This window comes from Streptomyces sp. NPDC002309 (assembly GCF_053593375.1).
This window is the reverse complement of the sequence record NZ_JBSFCI010000049.1, coordinates 27,000-45,128: the sequence shown is the minus strand read 5'-3', so window position 1 is coordinate 45,128 and position 18,129 is coordinate 27,000. Positions and strand designations below refer to the sequence as shown.

The following is an 18,129-nucleotide window of genomic DNA, read 5'->3' as shown; positions in this document are numbered from 1 at the left end:
GTAGTCGTCGGTGCAGCAGAAGGAGTCGTCCTCTCCGACTACGACGAACACGTTTACGCCGCAGTACGGGCAGTCGACCTCGTACTCCCCGCTCCACAGGCCGTCAAGGCAGCGGTCCCAGATCTCAACGCCCTCGAAGGAGAGCAGGGCTTGCAGCAGGTTCACGTATTCCTCGGACTCGACCGTCTGACTCAAGCGCCGATCAGTGAGGTCGTGCAGAACCGCAATCGGAGCCGAGAAGACCGTCAGAGGGCTGTCGGCCTCGGACGGCCCAGGCGAACATGCAGCGATTGCTCCCGCTGCCAGCAGCACCCAGCCCACAGTCTCCGGGCTGCCCGCCGTCGCGATCTCAGCCAAGCGCGGAATCGCTGCGAAGCCGGCGGTGAAGGCGGTGTCCAGCTGCGGACACAGGTGGTCCATTAGCTCGGACCACACACCGTTCGGATCGGCCTCGAACCGGTCCAAGAGACCGGGCACGTGTTCCGCGGAACCACACGCGTCAGTGAGTGTCGACCAATCCGTCATGCAGTCATCCAACCAGGCAGCTCCGGGCGGACCATACCGGGCCGAGCGACTCCAAGATCCTTCACGGATCGCGGCCAGAGCCTTGAATCTCCCCACTCTGTGCTCGGGGTGGGGTCAGACCTGCTCGGCTTGATTCCCCACCCACAGGGCGCTGACCTGCGGACGGACGCCACAAGGGAGGGGCCGCCCGATAGCCAGCCAGGTCTAGGGGCGGGACGGACTGTCCAGGGTGGGCGAAGCCCATCGCGAAAGGACGCCGACGGCGCCCTTGACCGGCCGGCACGGCCCGCACACTCAACGAGCGGGCGGCCCCGGCCCCCGTTGCCCACAGCAACCGAGCGGGGAACGAAGAGCAGGCGTGGGGGATCAAGGCACAGGGCTACCCGGACGGCTACGGCAACGTCCGCGCCTACGCCAGCCGGAACCTACGCGGCAAGCCCCAGCCGATCAGCCCCCGGCCGCCAACCGCCCGCGCCGTCACCCGCTGGATCCTCACCCACCCCGACGCCCTGGCCGAGAACGACCGACTTCAGCTCAAGGCCGTATTGGCCGGCTGCCCCGAACTGGACGCACTAGCCGAGCATATGCGCTCCTTCGCCCACATGCTCACTCAGCTGCAAGGACACCAACTGCCCGCATGGATCGAAGCGGCAACCGCCACCGACCTGCCCAGCCTCCAGCGATTCGCCCGGCACCTGGAACGCGACCTCGACGCCGTCACTGCCGGACTCTCGCAGCCGTGGAACTCCGGAGTCGTCGAAGGCCATGTCAACCGGATCAAGATGCTCAAGCGCCAGATGTTCGGCCGAGCCGGCTTCGAACTCCTCCGCAAGCGCGTCCTGCTCTACTCCTGAGCCTGCCGGTTACCCTTCGGCGTCTGGCGAAGGCGGTTCGTCTTCGGCGGCGAGGGTGACTTGGGCGGTCCATGACCAGGGCTCCTGGGGCGGATCCCAGCTCACCTCGACGTCGGTGTCGTGGAAGTCGCGCGCGAGTTCCGTCACCATCACCGCTGCCGCAGCCCGCGCGTCTTGCGGGTTGGTGTTGATCGGCACGTCCAGCCGTCCGCAGAGCATTCCGCTTTCGGTGAGGACGCTAGTGCGCCAGCCCTCCGGCGTCGCCAACAGAACGATCCCCTTCGGAACGCCCCAGGCGGGCCGCTTCTTCTTCTCCTTCTTGCGTCTCACCATGCTGCTATCCAACATCGTCGAGTTCATGGTGATGAGTCTGGGTGGAGGATCAACCCTCGCGGCTCGGTTCGGTACCTGCCCTGCGCGGCAAGCTGAAGTCCTTCAGGACAGCTCGTCGATGAGTCCGAAGCCCTCCGGAAACTCCTCCAGGAATTCACGGCGGCCGGGGTGGGTCTCGGCAGCTGCCATCTCCCCGAGCAGGGCGATCAGCTCCTGCTGCTGATCACTCGACAGCGTGCTCACCACGTGCGCGACGCCCTCCATCACCTTGACCGCGTCGTCCTGATCCATCTGCTCGTCTTCGCTGCCGTCGATGAACCACAGGACATCGACCAAAGCCTCGGCCAAGGCACGAGTCAGGGACGGATACGAAGACGTCACAACGGTCTCCCGACAGATCAACAGCAGAGTCCGGCCATCCCACCACACACCACTGACATCACGATCCGTGAGCCTCCACAGAAAGTGGACCAGAGACCGTTCTCGTGGACAAAGCCAGGTCGGCACGTCAACGGGTCGCGAAGAACTTCAAGGCCGTGTCGACGTCCCGCTGCTGCTGTGGCCACTGGGCAGCCGGGCCGGCCGCCAGAACCGCGTACAGCTTGCCGTTGTCGGCGGTGAAGGCGTACTCCACCACTTGTCGGCGTTCCCCCTGCTTCTCGCTGTCGTAGGCGTAGACCAGCCGGGCCACGTCATCGCCCACCGCGCCGGACGCGCCCCCCGAGTCGGGGGCCCGGTCCAGGCTCACCTCCTCGTACCCAGGCTGCTGGCCCGCAAGATTCTCGGAGGACTTGCTGACCGCGTCGTAGGCCGACATCCCGGCCTCCGTGACGACGAAGACCTGGAGGAGCCTGCGGTCGCCGTCCGTTGCGTAGAAGATGCCGCTCGAGCGGTCACTGCGCTGCCAGCCCTCCGGTACGGCCATGGAGAAGCCGTTGGGGTCGTCCACGCTGCGATAGCCCTCGGGCGGGACGGACGCTTCCGCCGATGCGGAGGCCGAATCGCCGGGGCTCGAACCGCCCGTGGCCGGGTTCGAGGACGCCGAGCCGCTCGCGGTGGGCGAGGGGCTCGCCGTCGCACGGGCCGTTACCGGACCGTCGCCGCCGGTCAGCTTCACCACGGTGAAGGCCGCGCCGACGCCGACCACCGCGACGCCCGCCGCGACCTTCCACCACAGGGCACGCCGGTTGCCGAACAGCTGCGGGGCCTGCGGCGCGAGCACTGTGGCATCCTGCCACCCCGCGTCGGGTCTCCCCGCCTGCCCGGCGGAGTCCATCGGTGTCCCCGGGGGCGCCGCAGGCACCGGGGGCGGGCTCTCCGGGCGGGCGGGCACCGCGGGCTCGGGGGGCGGGGAAGGGCGCGTCGTGTCGTACTCCCAACGCTGGGAGCCCTCGTTCCAGTACCGCTGGCCCCGGCTCATCGTGGGCTCACTGGGTCAGCAGCCCAGCCACCGCACCCGCGGAAGCAAGGATGCTCAGCAGGGACTGGGAGTCATCCAGCAGCCGGCGTAGGCGCTCGCGCCGGGTCGGGTCGGCCTGGCCCGTGCTGGTGATCTCTTCCTCGGTGTCGGCGAGTTCGGCGTCCAACGCGGCGGTCTGCTCGGTGCCACGCACCCGGGTCAGGTCGGCGCGCAGCTCGCGCACGGCGGCCAGCAGCTTCTCGGTCTCATCGTCGGTCTGCAGCCCCGCACCGTGGTGGCTGACGGCGCTGGCGTGGCTACCGATGGCGAAAGTGCTGCCGGACACGTCGCCGATGGACACGTTCGGCTCACGCGGGTCGGTCATCGCTGCCTGTTCCCCTCTGCGGCTCGGTGCCGCTGCTGGCGGTGGCGTGGGTGCCGACGGCGAAGGTGGAGTCCTGCACCGAGTCGATGTTCACGCCGCCGTTGCTGATGTTGACGATCTTCTGGACGAACTCGCCGGTCTGATAACCAGCTTCCGCCAGGGCGGTGCGCACGCCCTGCGCGATCCGGTCCTGGATCGTGCGCAGGTAGCGGTCGACGTCCATCTTCTGGAACAGCGACCCCTCCGGCGCCGAGCCCAGCTCGCGCACCGACACAGCCGGGCCCTCTGGCAACGCGCCGGAGTTGCCCGCGGTCAGCAAGCGCCAGCCGAAGCCGCCCAGTCGGAACAGGTGCCCGACAGCGACACCAGCGGAGCGCACAATCCGGGGCGCGGCGTAAACGGCCTTGCCGAAACGGTTGTTGTGGGCGTAGCGGTGGGCGACCCGGTCGGCGTTCTTGAAGTCCTCCCGGACCGGGGCGAGGACGTGCGGGGCGATCTCCAGCATGAGCATCCGGCCCTGGGTGTGGACGCGGACGAAGACGCTGACGACGACTTCCTCCTCCCATCCGCCTACCCGCACGCGCAGGAAGTGCCGCCGCTTCTCCGCCCCCTCCTCGACCGCCTTGGCCCGGAACGCCTTGAACTCCTCGGCGTTGTAGGTGACGTCCTCCCGGTGCATCAGCCCCTCGATGGGCAGGAAGACACACTCGTCAATCTCCAGCTGGCGCAGCCGGTCGCGCACCATGTGCCGGGCGGTGTCGGGGGACTCGCGCAGCTGTTCCAGCAGCAGCCACACCGTGTCCAGAACGGCTCGGTTGCTCAGCGGGCGCTGCTTGCGCATCCCGTCGGGCCGCAGTTCCACGGCGAGCACCCAGGGGTCGTACGCGCTGCCCGCGCCGCAGAACGGATGCGCCTCGTGGTACATGATCAGCGCCTGGTGCTGTTCGGTGCGGATGCGCTGGAGCATCCGCCGGAACCGCGTGCCCTCCGCGCCGAAGGCCGGGTCGGCTGCGGCGTCCGGGAAGCGCGTGGGGTGCAGCTCCTGCGTCAGTGAGCGGGTGACCTGCGCGCGCTGAATAACGATGCAGAACCCGATGAACACGAGCACGGCCAGCGCCAGCCACGCCTGCAGGGCACCGAGACCGAGGCCTCTCGCGGACTGGCTGAGGACGTCGGTCCAGGAGGCGGATTCGGACGGGCCGTAGTCGTCTCCGCTCGATGAGGAGCCGGAGCCGGAGCCGGAGCCGCCGCCGAGGGCCAGGAACACCGTGAGGAACAGGGCAAAGGCTACGCTGAGCAGCCCATTCCAGCGCAGCAGCCAGGCCAGGAAGCGCCGATACAGCGGCGGGTTCTCACTCCTGCCCCGCACCCACGACGCGATGGCAAGGCTTACCCCGCCGTGAAGGACAGATAACAGCAGGTTTCTACTGAGCGTGATACCGACCACCCATAGCAGAAGGATGCCCATGTCCCAGCTCAGCTCCAGGCGGCGGGCGCGCAGTGCGTGGGCAAGGACGCGGCCGGCGTCGAAGCCGACTGAAGGGGCCACTATGCGCTGCTCGTTGAGATACAGCTCGTCGATGACCCGGTCGCGGAAGTCGGAATCCAGGTAGGTGCCCGCGCACAGCAGCCGAGTGGGCTCACTCGCAAACAAGGCGGCGGCCGCCGTCGGCCTCGAGGCAGGCACGGGCGGTTGTGACTGGTTCGGCACGTAGACGGTACTCACGCCCATCCCCCGATGGTCGAACACGCTGGCGCCACGGCCCGTCTGCCCGGCGCTCTGTTTGATGAGCAAGCAGCATAGGACAACATGCAGACGACCGGAATCCGATCGTCAACCGTCAGATGAAGCGTTCCCTTGATCGTGGACACCTGGAGACTGGGATCTTGAGGTTCCAGAGGAAGTAGCACCAGGTGGGAAGCAAGTACACGAAGCGGTACACCGAGGAGTTCAAGCGGGACGCGATCGCGCTCGTCGATTCCTCGGGCAAGACGGTCACCGCCGTCGCCCGGGAGCTGGGTGTCAGCTCGGAGTCCCTGCGCGGCTGGTACCGCCGGGCCAAGGCGGACTGGGGCGAGAGCGAGTCCGGTGAGCTGACCAGCGCCGAGCGCGAGGAGCTCAAGCGGCTGCGCAAGGAGGTTCGCGAACAGCAGCAGACGATCGAGATCCTGAAAAAGGCGACTGCCTTCTTCGTGAAGGAGAACGACCGGTGAGCGAGCTGTACCGGTTGATCCATGCGGAGAAGGCGACCTATTCGATCGTCCTGCTGTGCCGGGTGCTGAAGGTCGCCCGCTCCTCCTATTACGCCTGGCGCGAGGGCGAGGCCGCCCGCCGTGCTCGTCAGGCCGCCGACGATGCGCTCGCGCACGAGATCACCGTGGTGCACATCGCCTCCCGCCACACCTACGGTGTCCCGCGCATCCACGCCGAACTGCGCCGCCTGGGCCGGCGGGTGAACCGCAAGCGCGTTGCCCGCGTGATGCGTGAGCGCGACATCCGCGGCGTCAGCCGGCGCAAGAGGCGTTCGCTGACCCGGCCGGATGTGAAGGCGAAGCCGGCCCCGGACCTGATCGGCCGTGACTTCCATGCCGAGCGTCCCGGGACCAAGCTGGTGGGCGACATCACTTACCTGCCCACCGCCGAGGGCTGGCTGGACCTGGCCACCCGCGAGGTTGTCGGCTACGCGATGGCCGACCACCACCGCGCCGAGCTCGTCGTCGACGCTCTCGACATGGCCCACGGCAGGGGCGGACTGGAGCCCGGGTGCGTGATCCACAGCGATCGCGGCAGCGAATATACGTCGACCCAGTTCCAGGACCGAATAGGGAAGTTGGGGCTGCGGCAGAGCTGCGGACGCACCGGATCATGCTTCGACAACGCCGCAGCGGAGAGCTTCTGGGCCCTGCTCAAAGAAGAGATCGGCTCCCGCACCTGGCCCGACCGGGCCGCCGCCCGCGCGGAGGTCTTCAACTTCATCGAGACCTTCTACAACCGCCGCCGCCTGCGCAAGCACAAGACCTTCGGCTATCTCACACCGGCCGAGACCAGGCAGCGGCATCAGCACGCCCTCGCGGCATAACGATCACGTGTCCGAGATCACGGGGAAACTTCCAAGGCCGGGTAGTTAGTGTTTTCGCAGGTCACGCAAGGGAGTTGAGAAAGTCCTGACATGCAGCAACGGAGCTCGTTGGTACAGGCAGTCGTCCAAGACAGCTTGTTCCCGAAGGAGCTCCGTTGCCCGAGCATTGTGTCCTGCCACCGCCGCTGGCGACCATCACCCGCACGGTCATAGTGGCCGCGGGTCGGTTCGCGCCGGGCCATCTGGGAGAGCTGACGCCGATCATGCCGTTCGAGCTGGTCGATGCGGTCTTGTCGGAGACGCGGACCGTGCAGCGCCGGCTGCGGGATCTTCCCTCCCGAGTCGGCGTCTACTTCCTGCTGGCGATGTGTCTCTTCCCCGAGGTCGGCTATCGGCTCGTGTGGGCCAAGCTGACGGCCGGCCTGCCGGGGATGCCTGTTGTCCGCCCGAGCACGAAGGCGCTCCGTGACCTGCGCCGAAGGCTCGGCAGCACACCGGTGCGGGCGTTGTTCGAGGTGCTGGCCGGGCCGTTGGCCCGCCCGACCACGTCGGGGGTGCGGTTCGGCCCGTACCGGACGGTGTCGTTCGACGGCTGCAGCTCGATCAAGGTGCCGGACAGCGAACGCAACCGGGGCTGGTTGGGGCGGTGCCCGCACGGCGGGTATCCCCAGGTCGAGCTGATGACACTGGTCGAGACCGGCACTCGGGCCGTCATCGCAGCGGTCTTCGGCCCCACCCGGGAAGGCGAAACCTCCTACGCCACCAGGCTGTTACACCACCTGAGCCCCGAGATGCTGGTGCTGTGGGACCGGGGATTCGACAGCAACGACTTCCTCACCGCCGCGCACGCCACCGGCGCACATGTCCTGGGCCGCATTCGCCAGCGCCGCCGCCCACCAGTCCTTCAAACTCTCGCCGACTCCTCCTACCTCTCGGTCATCGGCGGCGTCCCGGTGCGCATCATCGAAGCCCAGGTGACCATCACCTGCACCGACGGCAGCACCTTCGAGGGCTCCTACCGCCTGGCCACCACGCTCCTGGACGCCCGCCGCTACCCCGCCGACCGCCTCGTGCACCTCTATCACGAGCGCTGGGAACACGAGAGCGCCTACTACGCCCTGCGCCACACCATCCTGCACGGACGCGTCCTGCGCTCGCACGACCCGGCGGGCGTCGAGCAGGAGATGTGGGCCCTGCTCACCCTCTACCAGCTCCTGCGCCGCACCATGGTCCAGGCGGCAGAGTCCCAGCCGGGCACCGATCCCGACCGTTGCGGTTTCACCATTGCCCTCCAAACAGCCCGTGACCTACTCGTAGGTGCGGAAGGCATCTTCGAGCAGGGCATCGGAGAGATCGGCCGACGGCTCCTGTCGGCGCTGTCGCCCGCACGGCGGGCCCGCGTCAGCACCCGCAAGGTGAAGTCCCCCATCTCCCGCTACGCGGAACGGAAACTGGACGGCCGCCCCGACGCCAGCAAAGCCGTTACTTCAACGGCGATCACGCTTCTGCCGCCGCCGGTGCCGGAGGCCGCACTGCCCACGACCACAGTCCCCCAGTACGCCGGCCCCGGCAGGACCAGCACCCGCATGACACGTGTGCTGGCCATCCTGCAGGCAGAACCCGAACGGCTATGGCGCTCAAGGGAGATCGCCGAACTCCTCGGCGACGTCACTCTCGTTGCCACCTACCGACAACTCGCCCGCTGGACCGAGAAGGGAATGATCAAGAGGGTCCGCACGGGGCGCTACACGGCCATCACACAGGAAACGGCACCTCTTGCGTGACCTGCGAAAACGCTAACTACCCGGCCTTGGGGAAACTTCACCCGCCTCATGGCGGACACATCACCGTGCGGCCGACCCAACCGGCTGGCTGATGCAGCACCGCCGGCTCGCGCGGGACTACGAAGCCCTGCCCCAGCGATCCCGCACGATGATCCACTGGGCCGTGGCTAACAAAATGTCCCGCAAACTGACGGGAGAATCCGCACCAACCTGGCGAATCGAACCGGACATCCCGCTCGCATCAGCACGAACGGTGATCAGATGCTCTCTAACTGGCCCTAACAAAGCCTCTGGACGTGCCGGTGGGTGATCAGGCAGACGGCGAGTCCGAGGAAGGCTTCATGGATGTCGTCGCGTCGTTCCCACCGGATGCGCAGGCGGCGGAAGCCGTGCAGCCAGGCGAACGTGCGCTCGACGACCCAGCGGAAGGTGCCCAGGCCGGTGCCGTGGGGCTGGCCGCCCGTTCGGCGATCACCGGGCCGGATGCCGCGCTGCCGCAGGAGCCGGCTCCGAGCAGAGCAATGAGTTTCCGAACGGCACACTCCGCCGAGCCGCTCGACATCGTGCTGCCCGAGAACGACTGGGCCCAGCGCGGGTTCGTCGTGCTGTCTTCCGATGCCGCCCACGGTGTGGGAACGCCGCTGGCCGCGGGGCGGCCGATCCCGGTCGGCGCGCGCATCCTCGAGGTGATGCAGTCCTACTGACGCGTCCCACCGCGTTGTTCTGGCGGATCGGCGCACGGGGCCGGCCCGGTTGGAGTCTGGGCCGGCCCCGTGTGGTGGGGTGGGTGTGCGTTACGGCGCGGGGACCTCGTCGAGGATGCCCACCGCGTCGGTGCCCGGGGTGACGACGAGCTTGCGGGTGAGGGTGTAGGAGCCGCCCGCCGGCACGTCGACGTTGAACCGGCTCATCGCCCAGTTACCCGCGGCGTAGACGTCGAAGGCGCTGGCCGGCGTGCCGTAGACGAGACCGAAGACCTGCGGGTCGGTCCCGGTCATGCCGATGTACGGCTTGGTCGGGGTGTACGCCGTGGTCGCACCCGGTGCCACGATGCCGGTGCCCGGGATGACACTGGCCTGGCCTGCCGCGTCGTGGTCCATCGCGTCACCGGTCCACACGCTGAGCGGGGCCGTGCCGGAGTTGCTCAGCTCCGTCGATACCGTGGCGAAGTTGTCGCCCGGCTTCAGCGTGTACGTCGTCGTCGCTCTCAGACCCGTGAAGCCGTTGACCGGCCCGGACACCTGGACGACGGCCTTTTCGCCGGTCGCCTGGACGATCTTGACGTCGGTCGCCCCCACCGTCCGGACGTCCCACGCGTTACCGCCGGTCGGCTGGGTCGCCGAGACGTAGGGCAGGTTGATCCAGTCGAACTGGTCGGCCTTGCCGCGGACGGCGATGTCGACCGGCTTGCCGCGGGTGGCACCGGAGAGCTGCGAGTCGTTGAAGGCGTCGGCGATCGCCATCGAGAGCTTGTCGTTCTCGAGCATGACGTCGCCGTGGCCTGCCTCGACCAGACCCGAGCCGATCTGCTTGCCGTAGCTCGCCTCGACCTTGACCGGGCTCAGCGCGACGTCGGCGATGCCGCTGCCCGCTGCCGGCACGGTGACCTTGTCGGCGGCCGTCTGGTAGCCCAGCTTGGACACCCGGACGTCGTACTGACCGGCCGGGGCCTTGACGCGGTACTTGCCCTGGGCGTCGGTGCTCGTGGTCGCGACCACCTTGCCGTCCTGCTCGAGGGCGACCCTGGCACCGGAGACGGCGGAGCCGTCCGCGGTGATCGTGCCGGTCGCGCGAGCGGCGTCCGGGACGGTCTCGTCGTGCAGGTCGATCTCGTCGGCCCACTTCGCGATGTCGCGGGTGGGGTCGCCGCCGGCGGTCGCGTAGTCGGTCAGGTGGTAGAAGCTGAACTGCTTGGTGGCACCGGGCTCCATCGTGGCGTCGTAGTAGAGCCCCTCGATGTAGCCGTACGCACCGACCGCGGCCGGCCTGTCCTGTGCCCAGGCGAGACCATGGGCGGCTTGGCCGTTGGTGGTGGCCGTGTCAGCACCGACGTAGACGTGGTTCCCGGTCCAGCCCGAGGTCTTCAGACCCGGGTTGGTGCCGCTGAACCCGGGGATCCGGCCGTTGTCGACCGCGCTGTCGGGGTCGATCATGTAGTTGAAGTAGCCCTGGTAGCCCGTGGTGCCGGTGTTGGTCAGCTTGACCGTCATCTTCACGACCGGAGCGCCAGGCAGGGTCTCGTAGCGGACCTGTGCCTTGATGGCCTCGTTCGCCCGGTAGTGACCCTTTCCGACCACGGCGGCGCCGTCGACCGCGAGGTCGGGCAGGTCGAGCTGGTCGTTCGGCCGGTCCCACGAGTCGGGCGGCGTGAGGCTCGGGCGCAGCAGCATCTCGCCCCAGTCGAGGGTCTCGGCGCCGTTGGCGTCGTTGAGCATGACGTCCGACAACTCGCCCTGACCGAGACCGCCGACGCCGTTGTTGCCGCCGGTGTACGGCGTCACGGACGCCCGGATCTTGTCGTTGGCCAGGTAGTAGTACTCCTTGCCCGTGACGACGTCGGTGCGCGTGCTGCCGGTGCCGTAGTCCGGCGCGTACGTCGACTTGCCGGCGACCGGGTGGGTCACCTTGATCAGCTTCAGGTCGGCCGTCTCCTTGCCGGTGGTGCCGACCGTGACGCCGGCCTCCGAGCGATTGTCGGCGATCAGGCCGCGCTTGGCCGCCGTGACGGTCCAGGTCGAAGCCGGCAGGCCCATCCGATACTTACCCTGGGCGTCGGTACTGGTCACCGCGGTGTCCTGACCGGAGGCGAGGGCGGTGACCCTGGCGCCGGCGATCGGATCGCCCGTCTCCGGGTCGGTGACCGTACCGGTCACGGTCGCCCAGCGCTGCGCGGACTCGCCGCCCGGCACGTAGGCGTAGAGGTTGCCGTCCCAGGCGCCCGCAACGACGGTGTTGCCGCTGACGGCCGGGCCCGCGCCCACCCAGGTGCCGGTCTCGTGGTTCCACAGGATCTGGCCGGTGTCGGTGGCCAGGGCGTAGAACCTGCCGTTGTTGGCACCGACGAAGAGCGTGCCACCGGCCACGACCGGGCTGGACATCACGCCCCCGTGGTAGATGTCGCCGGGCAGCACGCGCTCCCAGAGGACGTTGCCGGTCCGGGCGTCGAGGGCGACGACGGCGCCGCTCGGGAAGCCCATGTAGACGACGCCGTTCTTGACGGCTGCGGCGCTCGGGGTCGAGCCGCTCGAGACGAGCGAGGCGCGCGGGCTCCGGTAGGTCCACAGCGTCTCGCCGGTCTTGGCGTCACGGGCGGCGATGCCGTTGTTGGAGCCGATGAAGACCTTGCCCTCGGCCGCCGTCGGCACGCCGTCCTGCCAACCGCCGAGGGACTCGGTTCCGGTCCACTTGCGGGCGCCGGTGGCCAGGTCGTAGGCGAGCACGCGGTCGGCGGTCTGGTTGCCGACGTACACGGTGCCGTCCATGACGGCGGGCGTGCCGTCGCTCATCGTCGAGCCGGACATCGGGGAGGCCCAGATCTGCTCGCCGGTGCGGGTGTCGAGCGCCTTGAGGACGCCCTGGCTGCCGATGCCGAAGCGGGTCTGGTAGGGCCAGAGCACGGTGTGACCGGAGACGGCAGGCGAGTAGTAGCCGTAGGTGCGCTGGTTGTTCGGGGCCGGCGCCTCCTCGGGCTCGGCCTTCCAGCGCAGCTCGCCGGTCTTCGCGTCCACGGCGTACAGCTCCGAGCCGAGGGTCGGCGCGAAGATCAGGCCGTCACCGTAGGCGAGGCTGCCGTGGATCGACTGCGGCACCTCGAAGTTCCACAGTTCCTTGCCGTTCTTGAGCCGGACGGCGTGGATCCGGTTGTTGCCGTCGCCGTTCTCGTCGCGGGTGCCCGCGTAGACGACGCCGTCGTGGATGACCGGCGACCCGGTGAGGAAGGTGCCGTCGGTGCGGAAGCTCCAGGCCAGGCGGCGGCCGGGCTCCTGCGCCGGCGCGACACCGGAGTGGCCCTCGTCGCCGTGGTGCTGGTCCCAGTCACCGCCGGCGTCCGGCTCGAGCGCCGGCTCCTTGGTGAGGGTGAAGTCCGCCGACTTGGTCCAGGTCTTGCCCGTCGCGTCGACCACCTGCACCTCGACGGTGTGCTTGCCGGCCTTCTGCAGCTTGTTGTGCAGGTCGTCCTGCCAGGTGAACTCGCCGCTGCGGTGCAGCGGCGTCCACTTCTTGTCGCCGTCGATCCGGTAGGTCGCCGAGACGACCTCGTCGCCGGTGTCGTAGGCGTTGATCTGGATGCCCGGGAACTTCGCGGCCGGCACCTTGGAACCGGGCGCGGGGCTGACGATGGTGAGGTGCTCGTTCTCGCCGTACATCCGGAACGGGTTCTCGAAGCCCGGACCCGCCATGTGGATGTAGCGGAAGCCGCGGGGCGCGTTGTCGATCGTGTATGAGCTCGACACGGTCTGGATGTGCTTGGCGGTCGAGGCGAACGCCGACTTGTTCTCGACGTGGTTGGAGTGCTCGTGGCCGACCAGGATCAGCTGCGCCTTGTACTGCTCGAGCACCTCACCGAAGGCGTCGTACGTCGACGGCGCGCCGAACGGGACGTTCATCGGCTGGTGGGTGAGGACGACGACCTCGATGTCGTTGGTCGGGTCGTCGTCGAGCGGAACGCTCGCGGCGAGGTCGTCCTTGAGCCAGTTCAGCTCCTCGTCGAACGGCGCCGAGCCGTTGTTCTCGAGCACCACGAAGTGCCGGTTGCCGTAGTTGAACGAGTACCACTCCGGACCGACGTTCTTGCGATAGTTGTCGATCTTGTCGGCGTACGCCGATCCGCTCGCGTACTCGTGGTTGCCGACGGCCGGCCACACGCCGACGGCCGACTGCTGGGTGCCGCGACGGTACGCGTCGAACTGCCCCTGGCTGGCGTCGTTGGTGAGGTCGCCGCTGACCGCTATGAACCGCAGGTCGGTGCCGGTGGAGTTGATCTCGCGTATCTGGTCGGGCAGCTGTGCGTTGACGTGCGGGTCGGCGATGTTGGCCCAGGAGAAGGTGTCGCCGTCGGAGAGTTCGTCGCGGACGAGCGCGAAGTCCGCGGTCGGGGTGGCGTCGTCGGCGAGCTGGCCGAGGTTGGCCCAGAACCTCGGCTCCTTGTACTCGTCCAGGCCGAACCGGTAGCCCCGCGGCTGACTGGCCCACACGATGTCCGTCTTACGACGGTCGGTGGAGATCGTCAGCGAGTAGGAGCCGTCGGCGGCGGTCGTGGTGGTGACCGTGCCGTCGGAGACGCGCACACCGGCCAGGCCGGCTTCGTCGGAGCTGCGCCGGCCGTCGCCGTCGGCGTCGACGTACGCGACGCCGCTGACGGTGGCCTCCGGCGGGTCGATGGCGGTCGCCGCGTACTGCGTAAGCGGGCCCGCCACCACACTGGAGGCGAGCCCCAGCATGGTGGTGTACAGGACAGCGCGCATGTGCGCGCGTGTCCAGGTGAACACGGACATCGGGATCCTTGAGAGTGCGGAGAGGTGGGTGTCAGGTCAGGAGCGGGGAACGTTCGACGAACCAGACCAGACCGGCACCTGCGACGACGACGGTCGCCGCGACGGTGCCGAGCGTGAGGGCGCGAGCGGCGACCGGCGTGGTCGCGGCCCTGCGCAGGAACAGCAGCGCCGGGAAGGCGAGCGCGATGATCGTCAACTGGGCGAGTTCGATGCCGAGGTTGAAGGCGACCAGGTTGGCCAGCATCGAAACCGACAGCGGCCCGTCGATGCTGAGCGAGCCCGCGAAGCCCAGCCCGTGCAACAGCCCGAAGCCGAAGACCACGGACAGCCGGTGGTTCGTCCTCGTCGAGAGCAGGTTGTCGAGCGCGACGAACGCGATCGACAGCGCGATGAGCGGCTCGACGATCCACCCGGGCACGCTGACCCAGCCGATCGCGGCCGGCACCAGGGTCACCGAGTGCGCGACCGTGAAGGCCGTGACGACCCCGACGACGTCGCGCAGCCGCTTCGCACCCAGCAGCAGCGCCAGCAGGAACAGCACATGGTCGAGGCCGAAGTACAGGTGCTCTGCCCCGAGCTTGACGAACCGCGGGATCTCACCGAGCAGATCGGTGTGCCCCACCGTGACGCTGGTGCGTGCGGTGTCCAGCAGCGTCGAACCGCGGTTGCCGTCGACGTCGTAGACCACCTTCGTGGTGGTGCCGTCGATGACGCCGTCGGAGGGGCGGAAGATGTCACTGCGGACGGTGAGCGCTCCGGACGCCGGACAGTCGTAGGCGAGCGCGACCCGCGCCGCACCGGAGTCGGCGAGTTCGACGCGGGCACCGTCCGCAGCGGTGCACCCGATCGAGCCGCGGCTCAGCCGCAGCCGCTCGCCGACGTACGCCGCCATGTCGCTCGCGTGCGTGTCCAGCGAACTGCGCCGCACCTCGGTCGGCACCTCGGCGGCCGTGCCGTCCGCGCCGGCCGCGTCCGGGCTCAGGACACCGTCGAGGCTCAGCAGTCGGGCGAGGACGTCGTACTCCACGTCGACTACAGCCGCGACGCCGTCGCCCTGGCTGCGCAGGTCGACCAAGACCGAGGTCTCACGGACGTGTGCCTGCGCCGAAGGGGCGACGAAGAGAACGGCGACAAGGGCGGCGAGAAACGTCAGCAGACGCACAGTCGAGCACTTCCGTGGTGAGGGGAACGGCGGTCGGCCCCAACCCTGCAGTGCTCGCACCACACCCGGCAACCAGAGATCACCCAGTTCACCGACCCTTCCACTGCCGGTCATCCACCAGCCGAGAGCCGGGCTTCTGCGAGTCGGAAGCCGGGCTTTGGGGCAAGGCCGTGAGGTTACGGTGTTGTGCCTGATCGCAAGGTCGGCTGTGAATCTCGCGGGTAGGCGGACGCAGGAAGCGGAGCTCCGGTAGAACGGCTTGTCCTCCAAGACGAGTCGTTCACCACGGGAGCTCCGCAAGGCACAGCAGCGCATGCTGCTCTCACTACGGCAAGGGCGTCGTCATGACGGCTCACCACACATCCGGTCCAGCCGACTGGATCTACCGGCTCGCTCCCGGCCGGGGGGACGCGCCGCGTACACCCGCCAGTTCGGCGCAGAGCATCACCGAGGCGACCGACCGGCTCGGCCCCCAGCCCATCGCTGTCGGTGACGAGCTGGCCCGTGCCATCGTCCACGAGGTTCCCGAACTGGGAGGCGGACCGGCGCCCTACGAAACGCTCCGGATGGGGACCGAAGCCGCGACGCTGTACGCGCTGCTCCTGCTGGCCGACCCTGCGGCCGACCTGGTTGTCCCGGAGGAATCCCTGCTGGGGGACCGCGAGTTCGCTCGCAGGCGCCTCGGCCTGGACAAGGCGCTGCGCGGCATCCGCGTCTCCCACGCTGCGCTGGCGAACGCCCTAATGGCCGCGTGCCAGGAAATCGTTCCGCTGCCCGAACGCGCGGAGCAGTTCCGCCGCGTCTCCGAGCTGCTCTTCGGCTTTGTCGACGAGTTCTCCTCGCGGATGACCGCCGAGTACCTGGCCGAGCACGACCGCTGGCTCACCAGCGGCGCGGCAGCCCGCGAGGAGACCGTCCGCTTAATTCCCCACCTGGGCTGGGGCCGTGATGGGCCGCCCGACGGCTGAGTGTGCGGCTGGTCCGGTCTGTCAAGGGCGCCTTCGGCGGCGCTCCGCGCTGGCCTTGCGGCCACCCTGGACAGCCCTGACCAGCCTGAACGACGGTCTGGCTATCGGGCGGCCCGGAAACCTCTGGCGCCCTGGGGATCCCGACGCACGTTCATCGTCCCCATGGACACGGCGGTGGCGACGTCACCGTCCCCCTGGCCCGTTACGTGACGTTCTGGGTGGGGAATTGGCTGACCGTCGACAAGGGGTGGCGATTGCTCGCGGGTGGCGGATGGAAGGATGTGTATGCGGGCCTGACGGCCCGCATACAGGACGTTCTCAAGCGCGGTAACAGCCGGAGACGTCTTTGGGTCATTCTGTCAGGCGATGCTGTTGAACTTGGTGCCCTCGCCCGCGTACAGCGGGGTCTTCTGGCGGCTGAACGGGTCGGTCACGGTGCCCGTCGAGCGGTAGACGGAGGTGCCGCCCGAGCCGTAGGCGATCAGGTCGGGGCGGCCGTCGCCCGTGATGTCCCCGGCGCCCACCAGTTGCGAGAAGGCGTTCCAGCCCGTGCCGATCTTCACGCGTGTGACGAAGCCGCCCGCGCCGTTGCCCTGATGGAGCCACAGCACACCGGCGGTGTCGCGGGCGACGAGGTCCCCGGCCGCGGACCCGGCGATGTTGCCGAGCGCGGTGATCTGGCGGACGGTGTAGGTGTCCTGCTCGGTCGGCGGCTGGCCGGGGTAGGCCAGGTCGACGACCTGCCCGGCGGGTCCTGCCGGGGGCAGGACCCCGGTCGCGCTGATGAGGGTGTCGGCGGCGGTGGCCAGCAGGACGGTGAAGCTGATGCGGTCCATGTCCAGGCCGGGCCGGGTGCAGGCGGTGCCGGCGGCTGCGCGGATCAGGGCCGGGTAGGTGGTGAGCAGAGCGTAGACCTCCTAGTCGAGGCCGGACAGGCTGCGCGAGCGCAGGACGCGGCCGTCGAGCATGGTGGCCTTGATCGAGAAATACGTGGTCTCGGCCTGCCACCGCTCGTGATACAGAGCGATCAACTCGGTGGCGGGGTAACGCGTGGCCTCAAGGAGGCTGGCTCATCAACCGCCATTGCTCGTGGCGGACCGCGCCGTCGGCCAGGGTGAGGACGTCGGCCTCGATGACGCGGACGGTCAGCAGGGCGGGCAGGACGCCGTAGCCGATCCGGGCCAGGTAGAAGCCGTCGGCAAGACGCCCGGCGGGGGTGGGGATGCGGCGGGCGGAGAACCGCACCAGGAACTGCGCGCCGGTGGCGCGGACATCCCGGGCGAACTCGTTCCCGTCGAAGCCGGCATCTGCCAGGAGCAGCATCGTACGGTTCAGCACACCCAACAGGACCCCCGCATAGGTGAGTTCGCCATCGCTCTCGGGTCCGAACGCGGCGGCCAGGATCGCGCGGGTGCCGCACTCGACCAGGACCACGAGCCGCAGCAGTGGGTAGCCGAACTCCAGCCGGTCACCGGCCCGTTTCGGGTAGCGCCAGGTATTCGCCTGCTCATCGGGCACGTGCAGCAAGGTCCCGTCGACAGCCACGGTCGCAGGCCGCGCCAGAAGGCGCAGGTCTGGCCGCGGTTCGCGACAGGCCCGGCGAGGACCTCGAACAGGCGCCGCAGCGGGGCTGCCCCTATCCGCCGCCGGGCCCGGGACAGTGAAGAAACCGTCGGCCGCACCAGGGCCAATCCTTCCAGCCCGGCCACCAGCTTTCCCCACACCCCCCGGTAGGAGCAGTACTCGAACAGGGCCAGTGCGAGGACGAAGTAGACGACCACCCGCGACGGCAGCAGTCGCAGCCGTCGCTCCCGCGTCCTGGTCTCCTCCAGCACCGCGTCCATCAGCGTGAAGTCCACGACCTGCGTCAGCTCGCCCAGGTGCCCGGGCGCGTACACACCCCCAGCCACCTCGATCGTTCGCGTGATGACAGACTTCTCCCGCAATGGGACTCCCGGTGATCGCCTTGCCTCAGCAACAAGTTGATCTATCAGCACGTCCCGTTGCGTCATTCACCAGGACTCGTCGCCGATGTCACAGATCTCCCGCATGCTCGGTCATCATGATCAAACGGTCATGAGACCGGATAAGCAACCACGTGTCCGGCGGATGTGTGCCGCCCAGCACGTGGCCTACGGAGGGTG

16 protein-coding genes and 3 pseudogenes are annotated in these 18,129 nt (G+C 68.7%); 7 read left to right on the top strand and 12 right to left on the bottom strand.

Going from position 1 to position 18,129, the window contains the following annotated elements; all coding sequences use genetic code 11:
- The coding region (locus tag ACWCPM_RS30400; RefSeq protein WP_450979462.1) for a hypothetical protein at positions 1-525 on the bottom strand (525 nt) is incomplete at its 3' end.
- A gap of 365 nt (positions 526-890) precedes the next feature.
- Between ACWCPM_RS30400 and ACWCPM_RS30395 the strand changes: the two genes are divergently transcribed.
- Positions 891-1,379: an ISL3 family transposase gene (locus tag ACWCPM_RS30395; RefSeq protein WP_450979464.1), complete on the top strand. Its 489-nt coding sequence runs from the start codon at positions 891-893 to the stop codon at positions 1,377-1,379.
- Positions 1,380-1,388: 9 nt separating this feature from the next.
- Here ACWCPM_RS30395 and ACWCPM_RS30390 read toward each other — a convergent pair whose 3' ends face one another.
- The 5 genes from ACWCPM_RS30390 to ACWCPM_RS30370 form a co-directional block, all read right to left on the bottom strand.
- On the bottom strand, positions 1,389-1,739 hold the full coding sequence (locus tag ACWCPM_RS30390) for a hypothetical protein (protein ID WP_450979461.1): 351 nt from the start codon (positions 1,737-1,739) through the stop codon (positions 1,389-1,391).
- A 75-nt stretch (positions 1,740-1,814) separates the two neighbouring features.
- Positions 1,815-2,060, bottom strand: a complete 246-nt coding sequence (locus ACWCPM_RS30385) for a hypothetical protein (RefSeq protein ID WP_450979460.1) — start codon at positions 2,058-2,060, stop codon at positions 1,815-1,817.
- A 160-nt stretch (positions 2,061-2,220) separates the two neighbouring features.
- Positions 2,221-2,934 (bottom strand): hypothetical protein, encoded by a 714-nt coding sequence (locus tag ACWCPM_RS30380; RefSeq protein ID WP_450979459.1) that lies wholly within the window; start codon positions 2,932-2,934, stop codon positions 2,221-2,223.
- A 205-nt stretch (positions 2,935-3,139) separates the two neighbouring features.
- Positions 3,140-3,496, bottom strand: a complete 357-nt coding sequence (locus ACWCPM_RS30375) for a hypothetical protein (protein ID WP_450979458.1) — start codon at positions 3,494-3,496, stop codon at positions 3,140-3,142.
- Positions 3,480-5,222 carry a hypothetical protein gene (locus ACWCPM_RS30370; protein WP_450979463.1) on the bottom strand — a complete coding sequence of 581 codons (1,743 nt, stop codon included), beginning with the start codon at positions 5,220-5,222 and terminating at the stop codon, positions 3,480-3,482. The genes ACWCPM_RS30375 and ACWCPM_RS30370 overlap by 17 nt, the downstream gene beginning before the upstream one ends.
- 188 nt (positions 5,223-5,410) lie before the next feature.
- Between ACWCPM_RS30370 and ACWCPM_RS30365 the strand changes: the two genes are divergently transcribed.
- The 4 genes and pseudogenes from ACWCPM_RS30365 to ACWCPM_RS30350 form a co-directional block, all read left to right on the top strand.
- Positions 5,411-5,710: a transposase gene (locus ACWCPM_RS30365; RefSeq protein ID WP_266550402.1), complete on the top strand. Its 300-nt coding sequence runs from the start codon at positions 5,411-5,413 to the stop codon at positions 5,708-5,710.
- A complete protein-coding gene (locus ACWCPM_RS30360) occupies positions 5,707-6,576 on the top strand; it encodes an IS3 family transposase (protein ID WP_450979457.1) in 870 nt (289 codons plus the stop codon). Before ACWCPM_RS30365 ends, ACWCPM_RS30360 begins: the two co-directional genes overlap by 4 nt.
- A 155-nt stretch (positions 6,577-6,731) precedes the next feature.
- Entirely contained in the window at positions 6,732-8,360 is a 1,629-nt protein-coding gene (locus tag ACWCPM_RS30355) for an IS4 family transposase (RefSeq protein WP_450979456.1), read from the top strand.
- A gap of 82 nt (positions 8,361-8,442) precedes the next feature.
- Positions 8,443-8,670: pseudogene (locus tag ACWCPM_RS30350) on the top strand (hypothetical protein); the annotation flags it as partial.
- Here ACWCPM_RS30350 and ACWCPM_RS30345 read toward each other — a convergent pair.
- A pseudogene (locus ACWCPM_RS30345) lies at positions 8,639-8,860 on the bottom strand (transposase); the annotation flags it as partial. The pseudogenes ACWCPM_RS30350 and ACWCPM_RS30345 sit on opposite strands and share 32 nt — an antisense overlap.
- A gap of 63 nt (positions 8,861-8,923) precedes the next feature.
- Between ACWCPM_RS30345 and ACWCPM_RS30340 the strand changes: the two are divergent.
- A complete protein-coding gene (locus ACWCPM_RS30340) occupies positions 8,924-9,064 on the top strand; it encodes a hypothetical protein (RefSeq protein ID WP_450979455.1) in 141 nt (46 codons plus the stop codon).
- 90 nt (positions 9,065-9,154) lie between these two features.
- On the opposite strand, the gene ACWCPM_RS30335 is transcribed toward ACWCPM_RS30340, so the two are convergent.
- Both ACWCPM_RS30335 and ACWCPM_RS30330 read right to left on the bottom strand, forming a co-directional pair.
- Entirely contained in the window at positions 9,155-13,855 is a 4,701-nt protein-coding gene (locus ACWCPM_RS30335) for an outer membrane protein assembly factor BamB family protein (RefSeq protein WP_450979454.1), read from the bottom strand.
- 31 nt (positions 13,856-13,886) lie between these two features.
- Positions 13,887-15,017 carry a HupE/UreJ family protein gene (locus tag ACWCPM_RS30330; protein WP_450979453.1) on the bottom strand — a complete coding sequence of 377 codons (1,131 nt, stop codon included), beginning with the start codon at positions 15,015-15,017 and terminating at the stop codon, positions 13,887-13,889.
- Positions 15,018-15,361: 344 nt separating this feature from the next.
- On the opposite strand from ACWCPM_RS30330, the gene ACWCPM_RS30325 reads away from it, so the two are divergent.
- Positions 15,362-15,985: a hypothetical protein gene (locus ACWCPM_RS30325; RefSeq protein WP_450979452.1), complete on the top strand. Its 624-nt coding sequence runs from the start codon at positions 15,362-15,364 to the stop codon at positions 15,983-15,985.
- A gap of 359 nt (positions 15,986-16,344) precedes the next feature.
- Here the strand turns inward: ACWCPM_RS30325 and ACWCPM_RS30320 are convergent, their stop codons facing one another.
- The 3 genes and pseudogenes from ACWCPM_RS30320 to ACWCPM_RS30310 form a co-directional block, all read right to left on the bottom strand.
- Complete coding sequence (locus ACWCPM_RS30320; protein WP_450979451.1) at positions 16,345-16,821, bottom strand: FG-GAP repeat domain-containing protein; 477 nt, start codon at positions 16,819-16,821, stop codon at positions 16,345-16,347.
- A gap of 220 nt (positions 16,822-17,041) precedes the next feature.
- On the bottom strand, positions 17,042-17,530 hold the full coding sequence (locus ACWCPM_RS30315) for a transposase (protein WP_450979450.1): 489 nt from the start codon (positions 17,528-17,530) through the stop codon (positions 17,042-17,044).
- A 74-nt stretch (positions 17,531-17,604) separates the two neighbouring features.
- Positions 17,605-17,997 (bottom strand): annotated as a pseudogene (locus tag ACWCPM_RS30310) (transposase domain-containing protein); the annotation flags it as partial.
- Positions 17,998-18,129 lie beyond the last annotated feature (132 nt).

Excerpts from the sequence above, each read along its gene's own strand:
- ACWCPM_RS30390 (WP_450979461.1), bottom strand. The coding sequence starts at position 1,739 with ATGAACTCGACGATGTTGGATAGCAGCATGGTGAGACGCAAGAAGGAG.
- ACWCPM_RS30375 (WP_450979458.1), bottom strand. The coding sequence starts at position 3,496 with ATGACCGACCCGCGTGAGCCGAACGTGTCCATCGGCGACGTGTCCGGC.
- ACWCPM_RS30335 (WP_450979454.1), bottom strand. The coding sequence starts at position 13,855 with ATGTCCGTGTTCACCTGGACACGCGCGCACATGCGCGCTGTCCTGTAC.
- ACWCPM_RS30325 (WP_450979452.1), top strand. The coding sequence starts at position 15,362 with ATGACGGCTCACCACACATCCGGTCCAGCCGACTGGATCTACCGGCTC.
- ACWCPM_RS30320 (WP_450979451.1), bottom strand. The coding sequence starts at position 16,821 with ATGGACCGCATCAGCTTCACCGTCCTGCTGGCCACCGCCGCCGACACC.